The organism is Campylobacter sp. CFSAN093227, from assembly GCF_012897855.1.
In the GTDB taxonomy this organism is placed as follows: domain Bacteria; phylum Campylobacterota; class Campylobacteria; order Campylobacterales; family Campylobacteraceae; genus Campylobacter_D; species Campylobacter_D jejuni.
Genome location: NZ_CP040610.1, coordinates 39163 through 61714, shown reverse-complemented (window position 1 = coordinate 61714; position 22552 = coordinate 39163). Strand labels below are relative to the sequence as shown.

General features: G+C 31.3%; 11 protein-coding genes, 2 rRNA genes and 2 pseudogenes. 5 read left to right on the top strand and 10 right to left on the bottom strand.

Features of this window, described 5'->3' with window-relative positions; translation table 11 throughout:
* Positions 1-3: 3 nt before the first annotated feature.
* Genes FBF06_RS00230 through FBF06_RS00220 form a run of 3 tightly spaced genes read right to left on the bottom strand, consistent with a single transcriptional unit; the run spans position 4 to position 3074 of the window.
* On the bottom strand, positions 4-888 hold the full coding sequence (locus FBF06_RS00230; protein ID WP_002805290.1) for a flagellar basal body rod modification protein: 885 nt from the start codon (positions 886-888) through the stop codon (positions 4-6).
* A 53-nt stretch (positions 889-941) separates the two neighbouring features.
* Complete coding sequence (locus tag FBF06_RS00225) at positions 942-2735, bottom strand: flagellar hook-length control protein FliK (protein ID WP_079263621.1); 1794 nt, start codon at positions 2733-2735, stop codon at positions 942-944.
* A gap of 15 nt (positions 2736-2750) precedes the next feature.
* Positions 2751-3074, bottom strand: coding sequence for a hypothetical protein (locus FBF06_RS00220; RefSeq protein WP_002782892.1), 324 nt, complete (start codon positions 3072-3074; stop codon positions 2751-2753).
* A 134-nt stretch (positions 3075-3208) separates the two neighbouring features.
* Between FBF06_RS00220 and typA the strand changes: the two genes are divergently transcribed.
* The 3 genes from typA to FBF06_RS00205 all read left to right on the top strand — a co-directional run bounded on the left by typA (position 3209) and on the right by FBF06_RS00205 (position 6885).
* A complete protein-coding gene (gene typA, locus FBF06_RS00215; protein WP_002859745.1) occupies positions 3209-5017 on the top strand; it encodes a translational GTPase TypA in 1809 nt (602 codons plus the stop codon).
* Entirely contained in the window at positions 5017-5664 is a 648-nt protein-coding gene (locus FBF06_RS00210; RefSeq protein ID WP_002888663.1) for a hypothetical protein, read from the top strand. The genes typA and FBF06_RS00210 overlap by 1 nt, the downstream gene beginning before the upstream one ends.
* Positions 5665-5841: 177 nt before the next feature.
* A complete protein-coding gene (locus FBF06_RS00205; RefSeq protein ID WP_002859743.1) occupies positions 5842-6885 on the top strand; it encodes a c-type cytochrome in 1044 nt (347 codons plus the stop codon).
* 23 nt (positions 6886-6908) lie between these two features.
* Here FBF06_RS00205 and FBF06_RS00200 read toward each other — a convergent pair whose 3' ends face one another.
* Complete coding sequence (locus tag FBF06_RS00200; protein ID WP_002888662.1) at positions 6909-8258, bottom strand: DUF2130 domain-containing protein; 1350 nt, start codon at positions 8256-8258, stop codon at positions 6909-6911.
* Positions 8259-8360: 102 nt separating this feature from the next.
* Between FBF06_RS00200 and FBF06_RS00195 the strand changes: the two genes are divergently transcribed.
* The gene (locus FBF06_RS00195; protein ID WP_002888661.1) at positions 8361-9563 is read left to right on the top strand and encodes a multidrug effflux MFS transporter; all 1203 of its coding nucleotides are present in this window, start codon (positions 8361-8363) and stop codon (positions 9561-9563) included.
* Entirely contained in the window at positions 9560-10261 is a 702-nt protein-coding gene (locus FBF06_RS00190; protein WP_002888660.1) for an SIMPL domain-containing protein, read from the top strand. Before FBF06_RS00195 ends, FBF06_RS00190 begins: the two co-directional genes overlap by 4 nt.
* 29 nt (positions 10262-10290) lie before the next feature.
* Here FBF06_RS00190 and FBF06_RS00185 read toward each other — a convergent pair whose 3' ends face one another.
* From FBF06_RS00185 to FBF06_RS00160, 6 genes and pseudogenes are all read right to left on the bottom strand, one after another.
* Positions 10291-12393: a pentapeptide repeat-containing protein gene (locus FBF06_RS00185; protein ID WP_032583917.1), complete on the bottom strand. Its 2103-nt coding sequence runs from the start codon at positions 12391-12393 to the stop codon at positions 10291-10293.
* A gap of 72 nt (positions 12394-12465) precedes the next feature.
* Positions 12466-13659, bottom strand: a complete 1194-nt coding sequence (locus FBF06_RS00180; RefSeq protein WP_002875468.1) for a hypothetical protein — start codon at positions 13657-13659, stop codon at positions 12466-12468.
* Positions 13647-17403, bottom strand: a pseudogene (locus tag FBF06_RS00175) (TaqI-like C-terminal specificity domain-containing protein). Before FBF06_RS00175 ends, FBF06_RS00180 begins: the two are co-directional and overlap by 13 nt.
* A 60-nt stretch (positions 17404-17463) precedes the next feature.
* Positions 17464-18664, bottom strand: a pseudogene (locus FBF06_RS00170) (PD-(D/E)XK nuclease family protein).
* Between the two features lie 105 nt (positions 18665-18769).
* A 5S ribosomal RNA gene (gene rrf, locus FBF06_RS00165) occupies positions 18770-18886 on the bottom strand.
* A 235-nt stretch (positions 18887-19121) separates the two neighbouring features.
* Positions 19122-22028 (bottom strand): 23S ribosomal RNA (locus tag FBF06_RS00160).
* Positions 22029-22552: the final 524 nt, after the last annotated feature.

The following is a 22552-nucleotide window of genomic DNA, read 5'->3' as shown; positions in this document are numbered from 1 at the left end:
GGCTTATGCCTTTTCCTCTTTGTCGCCATCTTCTGTAGATCCAGACCCAGAAGAATCTCCATCGCTTGAACCACCACTTGAGTCTCCACTTGAACCGCTTCCTCCAGTAGATGAAGATGAACCAAGCTTATAATCTGTTATTTCTTGTATTGCATCAAAAGGAACTTCTTGTCCAGCCATTTTTGCATAGGCAACACCATCTTTAAAAACAACACCTTCGATAGGATAAGTTCCGTAATTTGCAGTGATTTTTTCACCATTTTTATTATTATAAACCATTTTAACAGTGTACTCACCATCACCTGCATAAACCCCATCGTTATTTCTTCCTGGCCACTCCATAGTAAATAAACCTTGAGAAATAGATTTAGCATCGCTTTTTTCACTGAAAACAAGTTTATTATTGCTATCATAAATTTCTAGCGTAACACCGTTTTCATCAGAATCTTCAGGCAAATACATTTTAAGAGCGATAAGCTCATCTGCACCTGTAAGTTTGATTTTATTATCTGAAACAGTTGCCATTTTACCAATAGCCCCTAAAGCTGAAGTACTCATACTTGTACTAAAAGAATCAGAAAGCTTTTGCATAGTTTCAACCATTTTTTGCATAGTTGTATTGGTATTTTGCTGCATTTCAAGTGCGCTAAGCTGCGAAGTTTGAGTAAGCATTTTATCGCTATCCATAGGATCTGTTGGATCTTGATGTTGAAGCTCTATCAAAAGAAGTTTTAAAAACGCATCCTTATCTAAGGTAGCGTTTGGATTGCTCACTATTCCTGAGCTACTGCTTGAATCTGTTCTAGTTGTTCCACTAGTACTTCCTGAAGAAGTAGTACCTGAAGTTGTAGCAGTGGTATTTAAATTCCAATCCGATGATGATATCATTATAAACTCCTTTTTATTTAGTTTTTTATTATTTAAGCAATAAGTGTTCCAATTTAAAAATACTTCGCTAAAACAAGCTCTAGATTGACTTTTTCACTTTCATTTTTTCCATCTAAAGCATCTTTAAAACCATATCCACTACGATTTTTTCCTTGATTTTGATTTTGCTCTCTTTTACCTTGATCACTAAAATTCATTTCAAGTCCAGTAAATCCCATATTTACAAGAGAATTTTTAAACTCGGCTTGATTTTGGATAAACAAATTCATTGCATTGGTATTGGAGTTGAAATTGATATGAAGGTTATTACCTCTTTGTATCAAAGTTACCTCCACTTCTCCAAGATTATTAGGATTTAGAGTGATACTAAGTTTAGTAATAGGCGCTTTGTATTGATCCACAGCCTCTTTTAAATCTTGTGAAAAATACTGCAAAGTTTCTTTAGGAGTGATATTGCGAGCATTGTTTTGTGTTACTTTATTTAAATCTTTGACTAAAGAATTTAACTCATCTAAGCTATTTTTATCTACATTTTCACTGTGCGTTTTTGTTTGCTCTTGAGTAAAAGTTTCTTTATTAGTAGTATTATTATTAAAATTTGCATTATTCTCTTTGTTTTGAACTACTTGAGTTTTATTTAAATTTTCAAAATTTAATTTTTGATCAAAGAAATTTTGTTTTATATCTTTATTTTCTTTGTTGTTGTTTTTAGGCTCTTTATTTAGATTAAAATCTTTTTGTGTTAAATTTGAAACTAATTTCTGAGTATCTTTAACAATTTCTTTATTTAAATTTTTATCAAGATTTAAATTTTGATCATTGTTCTTTAAATTTTTATTTTGATCTTGTATATTTTCTTGATTTAAATTGTTTTTTTCTTGATTTTTATTTAACTCTTTATTAAAATCTTTGTTTAAGTCTTTGCTTTCTTTATTTAAATTATCTTGGTTTTTTTTATCTTTTATATTTAACTCTTCTGTTAAATTTTTTGCAAACTCATCATTTTTGATATTTTTTAAAGTATTTTTAGCATCTGTGGTATCTTCTTCTATTTTTGATTTAACTTTATCGTTTTTTTCGTGTTTGCTTTCTTTGGATGAAAGTATGGAATCTAAATTTTTTAAAGTTTGAGAAAGCAAAGAACCGCTATCTTTAGAATTTGTTTTTTGCATAGAATGAGTGCTTGTAGTATGAGTTGTATTTTCTAAATTGTGATTTAAATTTTTACTCACATTGGAAATTTTATTATTGATGATTTCTTTAAAAACATTATCCACAGCACCCTTAAAAAAATCAGCCTTATCTAAATTTGGAAAAGTTGCTTTAAGATCAAGAAGACGATCTACTTTAATATTTTTTACATTTAAGCCCAGATCTTTAGCTATGTCCAAAAGCTCACTAAGATTTGATGCACCTTTTAAAGCATTAAAATTAGCCTCTGTTTTAATAAGACTTGAAAGTTGAGTAGAAAGATTTGCTAGTTTAACATCTGCTGTATCTGTTTTTAGCTTATCTAACAAAGAAAGAATTTGCATAAAAGAAGCAGATTCGAAAATGCTTATCTTATCGCTCTCATCAAAAGCTCCTTTTTGAAGTCTGCTCATCGCTTCATTAACAACTTCTTTTTGACTGATCTTCATATGATCAGGTAAAAATTCATTGGTTTCATTGATAGAATTAAGCAAAGAATTTAAAAAACTTTCCGTATCATCTTGAGTTGAATTTTTACTATCACTACTTTCATGTTCTTTATTTTTACTAGTTTTACTAAAGGAACTACTAGTATTAGAAGTTTTACTCGGCGTAAGATTTAAAACATCATTTTGCGGAGCTAAATTTGACATCACTTTTCCTTCAAAAAATTATTTTAAAAATTTATCTACCATTACATTAGGAAATTTTTCTTTCAAATAAGAATCTTCATATACTTTAATCATCTTATCTTCATTTAAAGCAGTTAAGATATTTAAAAGCTCTTCTAAATTTTTAGCATTTAAAATTTTCTCTAAATTTTCTTCATTTTCTAAAATTTCTGTAAGCTCACTTGAAATTCTTGCCATTTTTTCGTTTTCATCTGATCTAAAAGTTTCTAAAAGCTCTAAAACTTGAAGCAAAACTTCATTTTTTCTTTCAGCTAGATCACTTTTAAATTCAACAAAAATCTCTTCATTTAATGGTTTTGACATTTTAACTTCCTTTTTAAAATTTTAATTTCATAAGTTTTTAAAGCAAGAAGTGTTCCAAGTTTTGATACTTTGTAGTTTAAGTTAAATTTTTGTATAATTTAAGCTTTTAAAAATTTAGCTTTGGAGAAGAAAATTTGGAAAACATTAGAAATATAGCAGTTATAGCTCACGTTGACCATGGTAAAACCACTATGGTAGATGAATTGTTAAAACAATCAGGCACCTTTAGCGAAAGAGAACAAATTTCAGAACGCGTTATGGATAGCAACGATATAGAAAAAGAACGCGGTATTACCATACTTTCAAAAAACACAGCGATCAATTACAAAGGTACAAAAATCAACATCATAGATACTCCAGGGCATGCTGATTTTGGCGGAGAAGTAGAACGTGTTTTAAAAATGATTGATGGAGTTTTGCTTTTAGTAGATGCTCAAGAAGGCGTTATGCCACAAACTAAATTCGTGGTTAAAAAAGCTTTATCTTTAGGGCTTAAACCTATAGTTGTAATCAACAAAATAGACAAACCAGCTGCTGATCCTGAAAGAGTGATCAATGAAATTTTTGATCTTTTTGTAGCCCTAGATGCAAACGATGAGCAACTTGACTTTGCTATAGTTTATGCTGCAGCAAAAAATGGTTATGCTAAGCTTGATCTAAACGATGAAAGTGATAATATGGAGCCACTTTTTAAAACCATACTTGAACGCGTTCCAGCTCCAAGTGGTAGTGATGAAAATCCTTTGCAGCTTCAAGTTTTCACTTTGGGGTATGATAATTTCGTAGGTAAAATAGGCATTGCTAGAATTTTCAATGGGGTTGTGAAGAAAAACCAAAGCGTAATGCTTGCAAAAGCTGATGGTACCAAGGTAAATGGTAGAATTTCAAAACTCATTGGCTTTATGGGCTTAGAAAAAATGGACATCGAAGAAGCAGGAAGTGGAGATATCGTAGCTATAGCAGGTTTTGAAGCTTTAGATGTGGGTGATAGCGTTGTAGATCCAAACAATCCTATGCCACTTGATCCTTTACACATTGAAGAGCCGACTTTAAGCATAGTATTTTCTGTAAATGATGGACCATTAGCAGGAACTGAAGGAAAACATGTAACTTCAAATAAAATCGCTGAACGTTTAGAAGCTGAAATGAAAACTAATATTGCTATGAAATACGAAAGCACAGGCGAAGGCAAATTTAAAGTAAGCGGTAGGGGCGAACTTCAAATCACTATTTTAGCTGAAAATATGCGTCGTGAAGGTTTTGAGTTTTGTATGGGAAGACCTGAAGTTATCGTAAAGGTTGAAGATGGAGTTAAAACAGAACCTTTTGAACATTTAGTTATCGATGTGCCTGAAGAATTTAGCGGTGCGGTAATAGAAAAACTTGGCAAAAGAAAAGCTGAAATGAAAACCATGGCACCAACGGGCGATGGACAAACAAGGCTTGAGTTTGAAATTCCAGCACGCGGACTTATAGGTTTTAGAAGTCAGTTTTTAACTGATACCAAAGGCGAAGGCGTGATGAATCATAGCTTTTTAGAATTCCGTCCTTTTAGCGGTGCGGTTGAAAAGCGTAATAATGGAGCGTTAATTTCTATGGAAAATGGCGTGGCTTTAGGGTATTCTTTGTTTAACCTTCAAGAGCGTGGAGTACTTTTCATAGAGCCTCAAACTAAAGTTTATACCGGTATGATTATAGGTGAGCACTCTCGTCCAAATGATTTAGATGTTAATCCTATCAAAGGAAAGAATCTTACCAATGTAAGAGCAAGTGGAAGCGATGATGCAATCAAACTTGTGCCACCTAGAAAATTAAGTCTTGAAAGAGCTTTAGAGTGGATAGAAGAAGATGAACTTGTAGAAGTTACACCTGTAAATGTGCGTGTTCGCAAACGCTATCTTGACCCAACTCAAAGAAAAAGAATGGAAAAAGCAAAATCTTAATGGATTTAAAAAGCTTAGAAAATAATAGACTTTATATACTTAAACGCTTAGGAATCTTAAAATTCCTAAGCATTATCGAAGCCTTACTTGTAGGTTTTTTAGCCTTTGTTTTTATAAGAGATGCCTTAATCGCAGTAATTTTAGCTGTTTTTGTAGGTGTTTTTTTCTTTCGTTTTACAGCTAAAAAACTAAAACTCGCACAAAAAGAATTACAAATTAATGCTTTAAATTTGTTTTTGCGTCGTTTTGGGGCGAAATTTAAAAAGCAAAGTTTAAGCCAAAAAGACTTTTTAAAACTAGGACTTATAAAGGATTTGAAAGAATTTAAAAGTCAAAACTGCTTTGAATTTAAGGATTTTAAAATTTATGATATTCAGTTTTTGGACGAAAATAAACGCTTTTTTTGCGGAATTTTGCTCGAAATTTTAAGTGCAAACAAAAATCCTAGCTTTGAAAATGAAGAGCAAATTTACATCAAACTTCAAGATAAAAATTTCACTTTAAATCATATCTTTTCTAAAGAAAATCATTATCTTATTGCTACTTTAAGCAATCCTTTCTTTATAGATGTAAAAAAAGATTTAGAAAGCAATTTCAAAGATTTAGAAGAAAATCTAAATTCTATAAAAAACAAACTATTTAAATAATTAACATAAAGTTAATATCATAAAATTTTAATAAATATTAATTATATACTTTAAAAATATATTACTTTTAGTAACACTCTAAAATTTAATTTTATTTAAATTATTCTTATTATGCTTAATATTTAAGAAAAAATACACTAAAATCAATTTGAACTGCAAATAAAAAGGAGGAAAATCATGAAAAAACACATTTTATTGCTTGGTTTATGTCTTAGTTTGAGTCTTAGTGCTAAAAGCGTGAGTGATTACAAAGTAGGAGAAGAATTAAGCGACAAGGAAGGAGTAGAGTATTTTAAGGAACTTTCCAAAAGACCTGTGCAAGAATGGCCAAATAAAAATTTAAGCATCAATGATGTTCCAAAAGGCAAGCAAGGGGATTTAATCCGTTATGGCATAGAGCTTTTAAGCAAGACAGAAAGTACTCTAGGACCCTATAGCAAGCTAAAAAAGACAAGCAACGAAGTAAACTGTATTTCCTGTCACATGGACAATGACGGCAATGGTTTACCAGGGACAAAAAAATATGTTATTCCATTTTTAAATGTCCTAAACAATTATCCAAAACTTGATATAGAAACGATGAAAATCATCTCTGTTGAAGATAGAATTCGCGGAATGGGTGGAACTGACTCTCATAGATTTCCTAATGATTCTAAAGAAATGAAAGCAATTTTAGCTTATTTTAAATGGCTAAAAGAAGCTTATGGCATCAAAGACGGCGTAAAGCTTGAAGGAGATTTTTTCGCTAAGATGAATTTTCCAAATCGCCCAGCTGACCCTGTGCGTGGAAAAAAACTCTTTGAAGAAAATTGCGTTGCTTGCCATGGCGAAAGAGGACTTGGGGTAAAAAATGATAATTACGAACAAGGTAGCGGACATTTATATCCATCTTTACTTATCTATCCTGATGGTGGACACATGGCTATGATACCATTTTTAGCAAGATTTTTAAAATCAGCCATGCCTTTTGGTGCGAGTGCAGATAATCCTATATTAAGCGATGAAGATGCACTGGATATAGCAGCTTATGTCAATACAGGTTTTGTAAGAATGCCTATAACCACTACAGAAAATCGTGCAGGACTTGATACAGCTTATAGCAAATCCCCATCATTAAAACCTGAGTATTTTGCTTCACCACAACAAAATTTAGACCCTAAAGAATACATAAAAGTAAAATACGGACCTTGGAAAAATCCAAATCACTTCCCAGGAGAATGATTAATTTTGGGCTTAGCCCAAAATTAATCCTCATCTTTGGCTAAATTTTCAAGACTTTTAATCCCTTCTTCGCCTATCAAATTTCCACTTTGTAAGTCGCTAAATATCGCATTTAAAGAACTCACTATGGCAGTGGAATTAAAACTTAGATTTTCTATAGCTCTTTCTCTTTTTTTCCATATATTTTGCAAAGCCCTTTTTTCAGCTTCTAACTCTTCTTTCATATTTTGGTAAGTTTTGAGTATAAAAGTGATTTGCGTGTTAAATTCCTTAGAATTTAAGTATTCGTATAAAATGTGATTTTTTTCATCTTTGTTTTGCAGGGCATTTTTGAGTTTATAAGCGTTTATAATGCTTTCTCTAAGCACTGCTAAAACACCTTTGAATTCATTAAAAGTACAAATCAAAATTCCTTCTTTAAAATGCGTTTTTTCTTTATCTTTTGGCATAGTTTTTGTGATCAAAACTGCTATATCACTTTTTGCGGCTATACTGTCTAGTTTAAGTTTATCAAGCCATTCTTTATTAAATTCTTTAGTGCGTTTGCTCTCATACAAAATACTTCCACAAATATTTCCAAAATTATCCTTTACTATATGCAGACAATCAGCTCCATTTACGCCTTTTGGCACTTCTTTTACTTCATCGCTTAAATACTCACTTTGTATGTATTCTTCTATGAGTAGTTCGGCTGCTTCGCCTTGGAGTTGCTGTGAGCCTTGCTCTATCCTGCGTTGTGCGTCTTCTAACTTTTGGGCTACACTTTTAAAATTCGTTTCTAGTTCTTTGTATTTAAGATCTTGCTCTTGAGTGCTTTTTTGAAATTCAAGACGCATTTTTTCTCTTTCAAATTCCAAATTTTTGCTTTCTTGTTCTTTAAATTCTTTAAAAGCCTCTTCTTTGGCTTGAAATTTCAATCTTTCTTCATTTTCTTTTTGCTCTCTTTTTAGCCTTTCATTTTCAGCCTTTATGCTTAAAAACTCGCTAAGTTCTTTGCTTTTTTTCTCGAGTTCTTCTTGCATGATTTTCATTTCATTTTCATGCTCTTTGTTAAATTTCTCGCTGAATTCTTTTTGGAAATTTTGCTTTTGTGTGAGAAGTTCTTGTTCAAATTTTTGCTTTTCTAAAAGAAGCTTTTGGCTTACTTGCTCGTTTATGAGTTTTTCTTGTTCTATCTTTTGAGTTTTTAAATCATTTAAAGCTTTGGTATATTCAGCTCTTTTAGCATTTACCTCATCATCAAATTCTTTTTTTTGTTTTAGCATTTCTTGCTTGGCTTTATCTAAAATTTGAACATATAAAGCAGTGCTAATATCGATAAAACTTCCACAACTTGGGCATTTGATTTGTTCATTTTGGTTTAAATTTTGCATAAAATTTCCTTAGAATTTTTCCCTAAATTTAACATAGAAAAACAAAGATTATTCTAAGATTGACTCGTTAAAATCATTCTTTTAAAATAATTAGGATTACAAATGCAAAAACACACCAAAATTCACGGCTTTGCTAAATTTAAACTCATCGTTATCCTTGCTTTGATGTCAAGCATAGCACCACTTTCTACAGATATGTATTTGCCTGCACTTTCTCATGTGGAGCAAAGTTTTCAAACTAATTCTTTTTTAACCCAACTTAGTATCGCAAGTTTTTTTATCGCTTTTGCTTTAGGACAGCTTATATATGGGCCTTTAAGTGATATTTTTGGGCGTAAAATTCCAGCTTTGGTGGGGATATTTTTCTTCATCGTTTCGAGTTTGTTTTGTGTGATTATCGATGATATTTATGCTTTTATCGCTTTGAGATTTTTTGAAGCACTTGGGGGTTGTGCAGGTGTGGTTATCGCAAGGGCTATTGTCAATGACTTGTTTGAGATCAAAGAAGCTGCAGGGATTTTTGCTTTGATGATGGTTTTTAGTTCTCTTGCTCCTATGCTTTCGCCAACTTTTGGGGGAATTTTGCTAGAGTATTTTTCATGGCATAGTATTTTTGCGACTTTGTTTGCTTTAGGAATTTTACTTTTTTTGATGATACTTTTTGGTTTAAAAGAGTCCGCACCTCATCTTAAAAACAAAAAATTTTCCCATCATGAAGCGATGAAAAGCTACAAATTTGTTTTAAGCGATAAACGCTTTTTAGTTTATATACTATGTGCTTCTTTTGCTTTGGCGGCGATGTTTGCTTATATCACAGGATCAAGCTTTGTTTTTACGCAGTTTTTTGGCTTGAGTGAGCAAAAATTTGCTTTGCTTTTTGGGGCAAATGCTTTAGGTTTTGTCATCTGTGCAAATATCAATGCAAGATTGGTTTTAAAATACGAAAGCGAAAAAATTTTGGCAAAAGCTTTGATGATAATGTTTATATCGACTGTGATTTTACTTGCAAATGCCTTTTTTCATCCAAATTTCTTGCTTTTTGAACTTAGTATTTTTACAAGTATCGCTATGCTTGGTTTCATCGCACCCAATACCACGACTTTGGCTATGGCAAGGTTTAAAGAACATAGCGGAACTGCTTCTGCGGTGCTTGGAACGGTGCAATTTGGTTTTGCAGGGCTTATTTCTTTTGTGGTTGGGGCTATTAACGCAAATACGCCGATAATCCTTGCTTTTGTAATGTGTGCTTGCGTATTGGTTGCAAATATGATATATTTTCTAATCAAAATAAAGGAGAAAAAATGAAAACAAATAATATCTTTATGGCTTTAGCCATAGTTTTAGCAAGTTTGATTCTAGCTTTTGGATTTAACAAGGCTTTAAGCGATTTTAAAACACTTGAAAGAAGTGTAAGCGTAAAGGGTTTAAGTCAAAAAGAAGTCGAAGCGGATACTTTGATACTTCCTATAAAATTCACAAGATCAAACAACAATCTTACAAATTTATACGAAGAACTAGAACAAGATAAAGAAAATATCATCAAATTTTTAAAAGAACAAGGCGTAAAAGAAGATGAGATCAGCTACAACTCGCCAAATATCATAGATCGTTTAAGCGATCCTTATAGCAACGACACTCAAGCTGCATACCGATACATAGGCACTGCGAATTTACTCATCTATACTCAAAATGTAAAGCTTGGAAAAAGCATACTAGAAAACATTTCAAGTCTTGCAAAATTTGGCATAGTAACAAAAATCGATAATTATGATATAGAATACCTTTACACCAAGCTAAATGAGATAAAACCACAAATGATAGAAGAAGCAACGCTCAATGCTAGAAACGCAGCAATAAAATTCGCACAAGACTCAAACAGCCATCTAGGCAAGATAAAAAAGGCTTATCAAGGACAATTTAGCATCAGCAACAGGGATAAAAACACCCCTTATATCAAAACCATAAGAGTGGTTTCTACTATAGAATACTACTTAAAGGACTGATGATAAAATTTCAAGCTAAGCTTTAAAGCTTAGCTTGGCACTATGGAATTTTTTCGTGCGGTTTTTTGGAGTGAGAAAATACAAAGCAAAAGGATAATGCCATATAAAACACTAGTAGATTTTATGGTGTTTTCTGTAATCTTGTCTTGATTTATAGTCTTTAAAAGTTCTGTATATTTTTCTCCTAAAACTTCCTTGGCTCTATTTAAATTCGCATCGTTTAATTTTAAAAGATTTTCTTTGTTTGCTACTATCAATGCTTTAGCTGAATTTAACTCTGTAAAAGAAATATTTTGATCTTTTAAATGGAGATTAAAATCACTCTGCAATATACTTGCTAGATTTATAATAGCACTCGTATTTAAATCATTTAAACTTTTTTCAAATTGACTTTCATAAAGCTTATCTGATGAAAATACACCTGTAAAAGGGTTTATAAGTTGTGAGCTATTAATCAAAAAGAATAAAAATACTAAATATAACATAAATTTAAATACTATATTAAAAATAATATTTTTAATGTTAAAAAAGAAATAACATATATATATGCTTAATATATAACACATTACTAAATATAAAATTGTCTTATATTCATTAGTTTTATAAAAATAAGTTACGAGATATAAGACTATAAACACCATAGCAATAATAAAAAATATTGATTTTGCAAAAATGCTTTTTTTTCTATTAAAATAAAACATGATGCAGCAAAGAAAAACTAATATACCGATGATAATAAAGATAACGCTCGATTTCAATTCGTTAAAAAATTTACTATAAGGTTCTATACAAGCTTGACAAAAGAAAATAAACACCCCATATAAAACAATCATCCCCACAGTAAAATTTAAAATTTTTAAAAAATCATTATGATGATCGCTAGTATTTCTATACACATTTAACAAAACACAATTAAACCATATTAATATATTCTTAAATATATCAGCATTTTTTTCTCTGTCTTTGATGCTTAAATTTATATGATTTTCTTTCTCTTTCGCATAAAGTTCTAATTTATGCCATTCTTGAGCTTCTAAGGTATTATTTTGAGTGATTAAAACATCTTTTATAACCCTGAAAGAATCTTTTAAATTTTTAGCATATCTTAATCTATATTCATTTTGAATTTTAAAAATCTCTTTTTCATCTTGTATTCCTTTGGTTTCGTTTTTGTAACTTTCATCTTTATAATTATCTTCTATATATTTCTCCACTGATTTAAAATCTAACTTATCTATATCGACATTGATTAAATTTACAGCTTTTGGTTCTTTAAAATAACAAGCGCTAAAATTCGGAGTTTTATAAAACTTCACTCCATAAAAACAAGCTATATCATCAAATTCACACTCGTGAAAATCAGCATAATTATAAAATTCAGAATTATTAAAATAAACATTATCTTCAAAATGAGTATTTGAAAAATTTAATTTTGCTTGATTATCTTTATCTTGCCTATATCCAAATTCACAATCCATAAAATAACATCTATTTTTAAATTTATTTTTCCACAAATTTATTTTTTCGATAGCACAGTTTTTTATAAAAAAATATCCTTTAAATTCGTTTTCTTGCAAATCTAAAGATGTGATTTTTTTACTTTGTTTATCGTAGCAATCTCGAAAAACTAAATGGCTTAAAAAAATATTACTATACATACGTATTTTTCTTTTAAATTTACACTGATTAAAAGTTAATGTTTTTTCAAAAATAATATTTTTCAAATTTAATGTTTTTTCAAAAGTACAATTGTAAAAGTATAGTTTGGTTTTAACAATGCGATTATTCTCTGATTGCTTGTCATTTAAACTAATATTACATTCGCTAAAAATAATATTACACTGGGTAATAGCATTATACTGGATATTGTTCATATTATCACATAATGAAGATAAGTCTAGTGTTGCCTTGCAAACCAAATACCATTTTTCATCATCAGAAAATAACCCATCGCTTTGCCTAAAGTCTTCTTTTCCTTTTATTTTTTCTATTATTTTTTTTATTTTTTTATACTCTGGAATAGATATATCATATTCTTTTATGTTATTTGGATTGTTTTTTGATAGAATATTAAATAACTGTCTTCTAATTTTATACTCTCTCATATTTTTCCGATGTGTTTCTTTTATCATTTTATCCTTCCTATCTTTTTCAACTTGGCACTATGGAATTTTTTCGTGCGGTTTTTAAATAGTTTTTTATAATTATTTTTCTATTTTTGCTTTAATTTTATCTTGAATCCTCTTTAATGTATCAAATGGAAGAATATCAAGCATTTTTTCAATCACACTTAAACTAGGAATTTCACCTTTTTTATCAAGTATTTTGCTTGGATTATTTTCGGCAGAATCTAACATAATTTTTAAAAGTTGATTTTTTAATTCCTCATTATTCGTTTCTTTAATTTGAGTTTCGTATCCTTTATAAGTTTGATTTAATCTTTGTTTGTAAGCATATTCGCTTGCCATTCTTTTATACTCTGCAATTTGTTTTGTAGAATAATAAGTAAAAAATCCACTAAAAAATAAAAACGGAAAAGCTCTAAAAAAACTTGCAAATGTAAAATCTTTATTTAATGATATAATAAAATAAATTACAAAAAGAGTTATAAAAAGAACTATGGAGCCAATAAAAATACCATTCCACTTTTTAATATTTTCTTGCATATCTTCTTTTTCGTCTTTATAAGCTTCGGCTAATCCTTTAGAAGTTGCACCTGGCAATAATTCATCTATTTTATCATTTTTTTCTTTATACAAATTTTCAAATTTATCTTTATAATCATTTAAACAATTTTCTAATTCTTGTTTTTTACTAGAAATTAAATTGTTTATTTCAGTCTTTTGTTCATTTAAACGATCTTTAAGAGATAATTTTCCGCCTTTTCCATTTTCATCTGCTTTAATGCCAACAAAAATTTCATTATAAAATTCTTCAAATTTTTTTATTTTATCTTTATTTGTTTCTATATCATTACAAGCTTGTTTTAACTTCGAAATAATACCCTCAGTTATATTACCTTGATGATCTTGATCATAAAATTTCATATAATCATTTTGCATTTTATTTGCATATTCTTTAGCTTTCTCTATCTCGATTAAAGCACTACTTTCATTTTTATTATCAGATTGAATATCAAAAATTTTCCAATAAATTTCATCTATATCTTTTTGTCCGATTTTTATATCTTCAATCATATCTTTTATAGACATTTCTTCATTATTGCCGTTTCCTTTATAAACAGAATTAAATTCCGCAATATCTTTCAATGAATTTTGTATAGCATTATTTTCGATTAGATCAAGAAATTGCTCTAATTGTTTTAAAGAATTTTCATCTTTAATGTTTTTAATAAATTTATAAAATAACTTTTTTTGCTCTTTAGTTAAATTTTCCATTTTTGCTCCTTATTTTCAATGATTTTTATCTCATCTTCGGTGAGATTGTAAAGTTTATAAGTCAAAGAATTGATTTTATTTTCTAGTTCTTGGGTGCTTGCGTTTTTGTTTTGCTCTTTGGCTTTTAAAATTTCATCGACTAAATTTATAAGCTCATCGACTAATTTTTGATTTTTAGAATTTATTTTTGGTATAGGAAGTTTTTCTATATAAATTTTTGCACCATAAATTCCATCACCCAATGTAGCAGCATTATTTTTTATCCAAAATTTTGAAATACTAGAATTTAAATTTGCTATTAAATATTTTAAATTTATATTAGAATAAAAAGTTATAGAAAACATAGAATCCAAAATAAAATTCTTTTGATTATCATAAGAAAAGCATAAATCACTTGAAATTCTATTCCAAACTATCTTTTCCTTTTCAAATTCTTCATAATAAGCGATATTGTCTTGAGTTTCAAACCATTTATTGCTAGTTTTCTTTCTACAACCTTTTTCTCCGCTTTGTTCTATGCGTGGTAAAAATTGAGATAAATATTGTTTTAATGCGGGATATTGTTCTATATCGAGTTTTAAACTTGGAAAAGTTCCTATCACCCAAAGTCCCGCCCACTCGTAACTATATCTTTTTATATCGCGTCCGCGTAGCATTTTGCGTATGAGTTTGGCGGTGCGTTCTTTTTCGGCTTCATCTTTGCAATTTGCTAAAATTTCATTTCTTTTTTCAGTAGTGATGATAAAGGCTTCGTTATAGCCTGTTTTTATCCCATAGTTGATATTAAGCCCATACCATTCTTTAAGCGGAGTTCCTATGCGTTCTATCTTGGCCTTTAAAGCACTAGTATTCTCATCACTAAAAGTGAAGCTTTCTTTGCTTAAAGAATTTTGCGAAAATTCTGCAAAGTCCTTATATAAGCCAATGTCATAAGCACAAGTTTTTAAAATTTCATTGCTTAGGGCAAGGTATTTGAATTTATTATCTTTGCTTTTTGATTTTTCAAAACAAAGTATGGAAGTATCCACTGTAGCACTATCAAAAACTTTTATACCATTTAAATCAGTGTATTCTAAAAACTTAACATTTTTAAGCAAAAATTCACGCAAAGCTTCCCCATATCCTGCACGCGTGTATTTGTTAGAAGTAATATAGCTCAATACCCCCCCCCCTATCTTTTAAAACATTAAATCCTAGTTCATAAAAATAAGTATAAATATCGCTCGTGCCTTTATAAACCTTATAATTTTTAGCTAAATGGGGCTTGAGTTCTTTAAGCTCCTCTTGTCTTATATAAGGTGGATTGCCGATGATGAGATCAAAGCCTTTGAAATTTCCATCATCGTCCAAAATTTCAGGGAATTCAAAACGCCATTCAAAAGGATGATTGCTTTCTAGGTTGAAGATATTGTCGTATTCTTTTTTAAGATTTGCAAATTCTTTTGTGGCTTCTTTTTCATCAAAGTCAAAAAGAGTCAAATTCGCGCTAACAAAGAATTTCAAATTTTCATCATCTACGGCTAAGAAATTTCCGTATTTTTTAGAGTATTTTTCACATTTATCGTTAAAGCCTTTCATTTCTTTTTTAAATTTATCCGCAAAGCAGAAATTTTTAAAAGAAATTTTGAGATTTTTTATCTCTTGGTTGATGTGGCTTTTATCTGTGTAAAAGCCTTCTTTATAGTCTTTTACTATGCGTTTGTATTTGTTAATGCGTTCTTTGATGTTAGGATAGTGGTTTAGGCTTTTGCCTGTTTCAAAGTAAGATACCAAAGAATTTCCGCATTTTATGTTTATATCGATGTTTGGCAGGGTTTTAAGATCGTGATAATTCTCATCATCAAAGCTTTGATAAAAACTATGTTTTAAAAGCTCTATCCAAAGCCTTAGCTTGGTGATCTCGCATGAGTTAGGGTTGATATCGACTCCAAAAAGGTTGTTTTCTATGATGTCTTTTTTGGTATGAAAAAGTTCTTGCTGGATAAGATGGGCTTTATCTTTAGGTGTTTTTGGGCGTTTATACTCTATAAACTCACCTTTTCTACCCGTGATGAGAATTTCATCGTTTTGCACTTCTAGATAAAATTCTTCATCAAAAAGATTTAGCTCATCATAAATGCTTAACATAACATTTAAAGCAGAAACCAAAAAATGCCCGCTTCCCACTGCAGGATCGCAAATTTTTATAGAGTTTAAAAGCTCTTTTTGTGCTTTTTTGTCTTCTTTTCTTAAAGACTTTCTTAGTTCGCTTATATCTTTAGCATCAAGATCAAATTGAGCGTTGAATTTATCAAGCACAACTTTTGTGATGCTTTCTTTACACATATAAGAAGTGATAAAGCTTGGCGTGTAAAAGCTCCCTTCTTTGTAGCCATTGAGTTTTTCAAACACATTTCCTAAAACGCTTGAGCTTATGAGTTCTTTTTGGCTTAAAATTTCGCTTTGCTCATCATCACTACCAAAATCAAAGCTATCCAAAAATTCAAACAAGTATTCTAAAAGCCCCACTTGTCCTTTTTTAGCCTTGCATTTATCATCTTTTAGCACAGTGTTTTTATAGTAAAAAAGCTTTAAGTCATTGCTTAAGCTTGAAATTTCAAGTGTGTTTTCTATGCTTTGTTTTTCAAACAAAGAAGAATTTAGATAAGGCAGATAGGTAAATTCGCTTTTCTTTCTTGTGCTTTTTTCTTTGGCTAAAACTTCAAAGAAAAGTTCGCTAAGCTTGTCAAAATCAGGGATTTTTTTGAAATTTAAAAATTTCAAATTTTTATCATCATTAAAACGCACCAAATTTGACTCTATAAGCTTTAAAAACAAAATGCGATTAAGCCATAAGATCAAAAGTTTTAAGATGGTTTCAAAATTTTCTTCTTTAAGCTTAGAGTTTATAGCGGTGTAGAAAGTGCCTTGCTCTTCTTTGCTTTCTTCACTTTTTGCGATGATGAGTTTTGAGTTTTGTTTACTTTCGCAAAGCCCTAAGATATATAAAAGCTCTTTGTAAAAAGCATTGTTGAGTGAATTTGCATCGTTGGGGTTAAACTCACTTAGCAAAAAGTCTCTATGAAAAGTTTTATAAATACTTGCTAGGTTTTTAAAATTTGATTTTTGTTTGTCTTTTAAAAATGTCAAGTCAATCAAAAAGCCTTTTAAGTTTTCTTTGGAATTTTCTATGAGTTTGGCTACTTCTTTATAGAATTCTTCAGTATTACCTTTGAAAAGTGAATTTGGATTACAAAATTCTTCAAAAAGTTTTTTAAAACTTGGATTTTTATAAAAAAGCTCTTCAAACTCACTAATTTTAAAAATGTAAAATTTATAAAAATCTGTGATGATAATAAATTTTAAGCTAAAACTATACTCTCTATTTCTAAAATAATATAAAATAGTCTCGTGTAAGGCTTTAGAATTTACCTTTGTATGAGTGATAAATTCTTTTGAATTTGGCTTTTTAGCCTCAATAAGAACTTCTAAGTCTTTACTAAACTCATCTTTAGAGATGGATAAGTCAATCTCACTTTTGCCTTTTTGCTTGGTTTTGATGTGAGTTTTGAAATTTAACATGGTTAAAAATGGACTAAGTGCATTAGCTACAAGATAATCTTCATTTTCACTTTGCGAACTTTCAAGTCTTTCTAGATATTGCATTAAAGCCTTGTTAAATATATCAAATTCATTTTGCATGATTTGCTTTTTGCGGTAGTATGGGTTGAAAAAATCTTTTTCATTTAGCAAAGTGAAATGCATTTTTAACCTTTATAAAAAATATTTTGTATTTTATCAAATTTTACTTTTATATAAAATTTTTTAAGAATTTAATATATCATTAATACCTTTATATGCTTCCTGTATAGGTTTTTTAATAAAAAAATCATTTAAAATTTGAATAAAATCTTTTTTAGAATTTTGATTTTCAATCAACCAATAAATAAAAGCGTATTCTCCTTCTAATTTTTCATTGTTTATTAATTTATCACAATAATAGTGATTTTGATATTTTCTAACATTTTCTTCTTTTACATCTTTAAATAATTTTAAACATTCTTTATATTTTTCATTTTCTATATCTTCTTCATCATCATTTGAAATTTCAAATGTCAAACCAATAATATCATAGTATTTTTTTTAAAATAAATATATACATGGATATATGCTTTCATTCTTATAATCAATAGGATAAAATATAAACACACCATGATTAACACGATTTTCTTCTATTTTATTGCCGATAAAAGTTATATCACCTATTTTAATTTCCTTGTGTTCAAAACTATCAAAAAATTCTTCTATTATATATTCACAGATGTTGCTCCATTTATGCTGAATAATATCTTTAGCTTTTTTATATTTTTCTTCATTTAAATTTTTAAGCTCTGATTTGTTTTTGTTATATCTATATAAAATCATCGCATTTTTTAAATTTTGCATTTTTATAATGTCTTGAAAAATAAATTCTAATACATCATCTCTTTGAGTATACTCATCTGTCATATACCATTGTAAAATTTCCCAAACTATAATCACTAGGACTAGCACACTCATCTTGATGCAAATATATAGTCAATATGTTTTTATAACAATCTTTTATATTTTTGATATTTTTTCTTACAAAATTAATATAATCTTTCAATTGATTTTTTTGATCTTTTGCATAAATTTTATTTTCTATTATAATATATCTTTTATCACTTAATGTTATTAAAATATCTATCCTTCTATTATCTTTTATGCAGGCTTCTATTTCTACGCTTTTTATATCTTCTATGTTTAAATTTTCAAATTTCGTATTTACTAAACTCTTACCAAGTTTTTCTAAAAATACCTTTGCAAAATTTTTTTGATAATGATCCTTATTTATATCAATTAAATAAGCTATAAATTTAGAATGATAATTTTCTTTTGTTTCAATATTCAAAGCATCAAATATATTTATATCACTCAAACCATTATTCACATCTTTTTCAAATTTAATATCTTCTTCAAGCAGCCTTTCAATAAATTTTTCCATGTATCACTTTCCAAATTTTATACAATTTTACATGTAAATAAATTTTTAATTACAAACTAAAAAAACTGATTGTTAATTTTATAGGCAAGTTAAGCAGAATTAACAAGTCCGCAATGAGCTACTTTCCCCCTGCCAGTAAGGCGTAGTATCATCACCCACGATGTGCTTAGCTTCTTGGTTCGGGATGGAGCAAGGCGTTTCCACATCTGTATAATCACGGACATTGTTATTTAAATATTCTTTGAAAAATTGAATTTAAGAATAAAACTTAATCTTTTATTCTCTTTCTTCTTTTCTTATCTTTTATCTTTGATAAGTTTTTATATAGAATACTTAAAAAACAATGTTAAGAGCAAGTTCTAATACAAACTCTACTTGAAAGATTTCTATTAAACTCTAAATATTATCTATATTCAAAGTCTTCTTAAAAACCTTAACAAGGAAGTGATGCTTTATTAAAGATAAGCCAAACGCTCTATTAGTACTGGTCAGCTAAAGGACTTTCATCCATTACACACCCAGCCTATCAAACTAGTAGTCTTCTAGAGAGCTTAGAGAAGATTCATCTTAGAGTTGGCTTCACGCTTAGATGCTTTCAGCGTTTATCCTTTCCAAACTTAGCTACGCTGCGATGCTCTTGGCAGAACAACAGCTACACCAGTGGTTTGTTCAACCCGGTCCTCTCGTACTAGGGTCAAATCTCTTCAATCTTCTTACGCCCACGGCAGATAGGGACCGAACTGTCTCACGACGTTCTGAACCCAGCTCGCGTACCGCTTTAAATGGCGAACAGCCATACCCTTGGGACCTGCTCCAGCCCCAGGATGCGATGAGCCGACATCGAGGTGCCAAACCTCCCCGTCGATGTGAGCTCTTGGGGGAGATCAGCCTGTTATCCCCGGGGTACCTTTTATCCTTTGAGCGATGGCCCTTCCACACAGAACCACCGGATCACTAAGACCGACTTTCGTCTCTGCTTGACTTGTATGTCTTGCAGTTAAGCTGGCTTATACCTTTATACTCTACGAACGATTTCCAACCGTTCTGAGCCAACCTTTGTAAGCCTCCGTTATTATTTGGGAGGCGACCGCCCCAGTCAAACTACCCACCAGACATTGTCCCACTTGAGGATAACTCAAGCTGGTTAGCTACCCAAATAAGAAAGAGTGGTATCTCAACAATGGCTCATATACAACTGGCGTCATATACTCAAAGCCTCCCACCTATCCTGCACATTCTTATCCAAGTAGCAGTGTCAAGCTGTAGTAAAGGTCCACGGGGTCTTTCCGTCTTGCCGCGGGTAGGAGGAATTTTCACCTCCACTACAATTTCACTGGATCCCTCTTTGAGACAGCTCCCATCTCGTTACGCCATTCATGCAGGTCGGTATTTAACCGACAAGGAATTTCGCTACCTTAGGACCGTTATAGTTACGGCCGCCGTTTACTCGGGCTTCGATCAAGAGCTTCGCTAATGCTAACCCCATCAATTAACCTTCGAGCACCGGGCAGGCGTCACACCCTATACATCCTCTTACGAGTTAGCAGAGTGCTGTGTTTTTGGTAAACAGTCGGGAGGGACTCTTTGTTGTAAGTTTCCTTGCTTTCGGAGTAAATCCTAATACAAAGCTAACCACACCTTATACCGAAGATACGGTGCTATTTTGCAGAGTTCCTTAAAGAGAGTTCTTCCACGCGCCTTAGAATACTCATCCCACCCACCTGTGTCGGTTTACGGTACGGGCAACATTAGCTAAACTTAGAAACTTTTCTTGGCTCGACGGCATCAGGGGTTCTTCCATCCATCCGAAGACTTCAAAAAGCCTTTCAGTTCTCGGAGTATTGTTATACGGATTTGCCTGTATAACCTCCTACGACCTTAGACTAGCACTTCCATCCGCTAGCCCCCTTAGCCCTAAGCGTCCTTCCATCGCACACTAATGTTGGTATTGGAATATTAACCAATTTGCCATCGTCTACCCCTTTCGGACTCGACTTAGGACCCGACTAACCCTACGATGACGAGCATCGCGTAGGAAACCTTGGGTTTACGGCGTTAATGATTCTCACATTAATTATCGCTACTCATGCCTGCATGCTCACTTCTATTCGCTCCAGCACTCCTTACCGGTATACCTTCGACGCAAATAGAACGCTCTCCTACCACTTAGTAAACTAAGTCTACAGCTTCGGTACTTACTTTAGCCCCGTTATATTTTCCGCGCAAAATCACTAGACCAGTGAGCTATTACGCTTTCTTTAAAGGATGGCTGCTTCTAAGCCAACCTCCTGGTTGTTTAAGTAACTTCACATCGTTTTCCACTTAAGTAAGATTTAGGGACCTTAGCTGGTAGTCTGGGTTGTTTCCCTCTTGACGACGGATTTTATCACTCGCCGCCTGACTGCTGTGATTACATATAAGGTATTCGGAGTTTGATAGGGTTTGGTACATTGGTGTATGCCCTAGCCCATTCAGTGCTCTACCCCCTTATATTACGACACAACGCTATACCTAAATATATTTCGGAGAGAACCAGCTATCACGAAGTTTGATTGGCCTTTCACCCCTATCCACAAGTCATCCCGGGGCTTTTCAACGCCTATGGGTTCAGTCCTCCACTAGTTCTTACACTAGCTTCAACTTGCTCATGGATAGATCACTTCGTTTCGGGTCTGCAGCATCTGACTAAGCGCCCTATTCAGACTCGCTTTCGCTACGGCTTCGCGTTTGCTTAACCTTGCCAGACACCACAACTCGCAGGCTCATTATGCAAAAGGCAGTCCATCACCCTGTATTGCTACATAAGGCTCTGAATGATTGTAAGCAAATGGTTTCAGGTTCTATTTCACTCTGATCACCTCAGTTCTTTTCACCTTTCCCTCACGGTACTTGTGCACTATCGATCTGGTATTAGTATTTAGGGTTGGATCGTGGTCGACCCGGATTCAGACAGGATTCCTCGTGTCCCGCCCTACTCAGGATACTGCTAGCTAAGGTTTGTTTTTCGCATACGGGACTATCACCCTCTATGGTTATACTTTCCAGAATGTTCTGCTAAACTTACCTCTTGCACATTGCAGTCCTACAACCCCCAGTGCAAGCACTGGGTTTGCCCTCTTGCGCTTTCGCTCGCCGCTACTGACGCAATCTCTATTGATTTCTTTTCCTGAGGGTACTAAGATGTTTCAATTCCCCTCGTTCGCTCCTATATAGGTAATGTATATCTCTATACATTGGGTTGCCCCATTCGGAAATCTACGGATCAAAGCTTCTTGACAGCTCCCCGTAGCTTATCGCAGTCTAGTACGTCCTTCATCGCCTTTACCAGTCAAGGCATCCACCATTCGCTCTTAGTAGCTTACCTTTTTTACCTTTTATTATTGATTCTAAAACGCATCACTTCCTTGTTAAAGTTTTTATGATAAGACTTCTTTATCTTAAGACGGAAAGCATTCAAACACTTAATATAAAACTAAATGATTTAGTCTCAACTAAGCAGTGAGTTTGAAACTTGTCTTTAATTTATAATCCTTAAATCTAATATTCTCTTTATTCATAGAAGAGAAGACAGCTAAAAGTTAAGTTAAACTAAAGAAAAGATAAATAGGTTTTATCCTTTAACAAGTCCTGTAAAATTGTTTTTATTAAAACTTGCTTGTGACTCTTAACAATGATAATTAAAAAGAACATTTAGGTTTAAAACCTAAAGGAAGTATATATATTAACATAATCATTATAAATATAAATGCATAATGTATATGCTACTTATATCTATTAAAGTATATTCTTTTATAGTTAAAGATAAAAATAAATCTAAGTATAGAGTTTATATTTTATATTTAATCTATTTTATATACTTGCTTTAGATTTTAAAGCTTCTTTATTCAA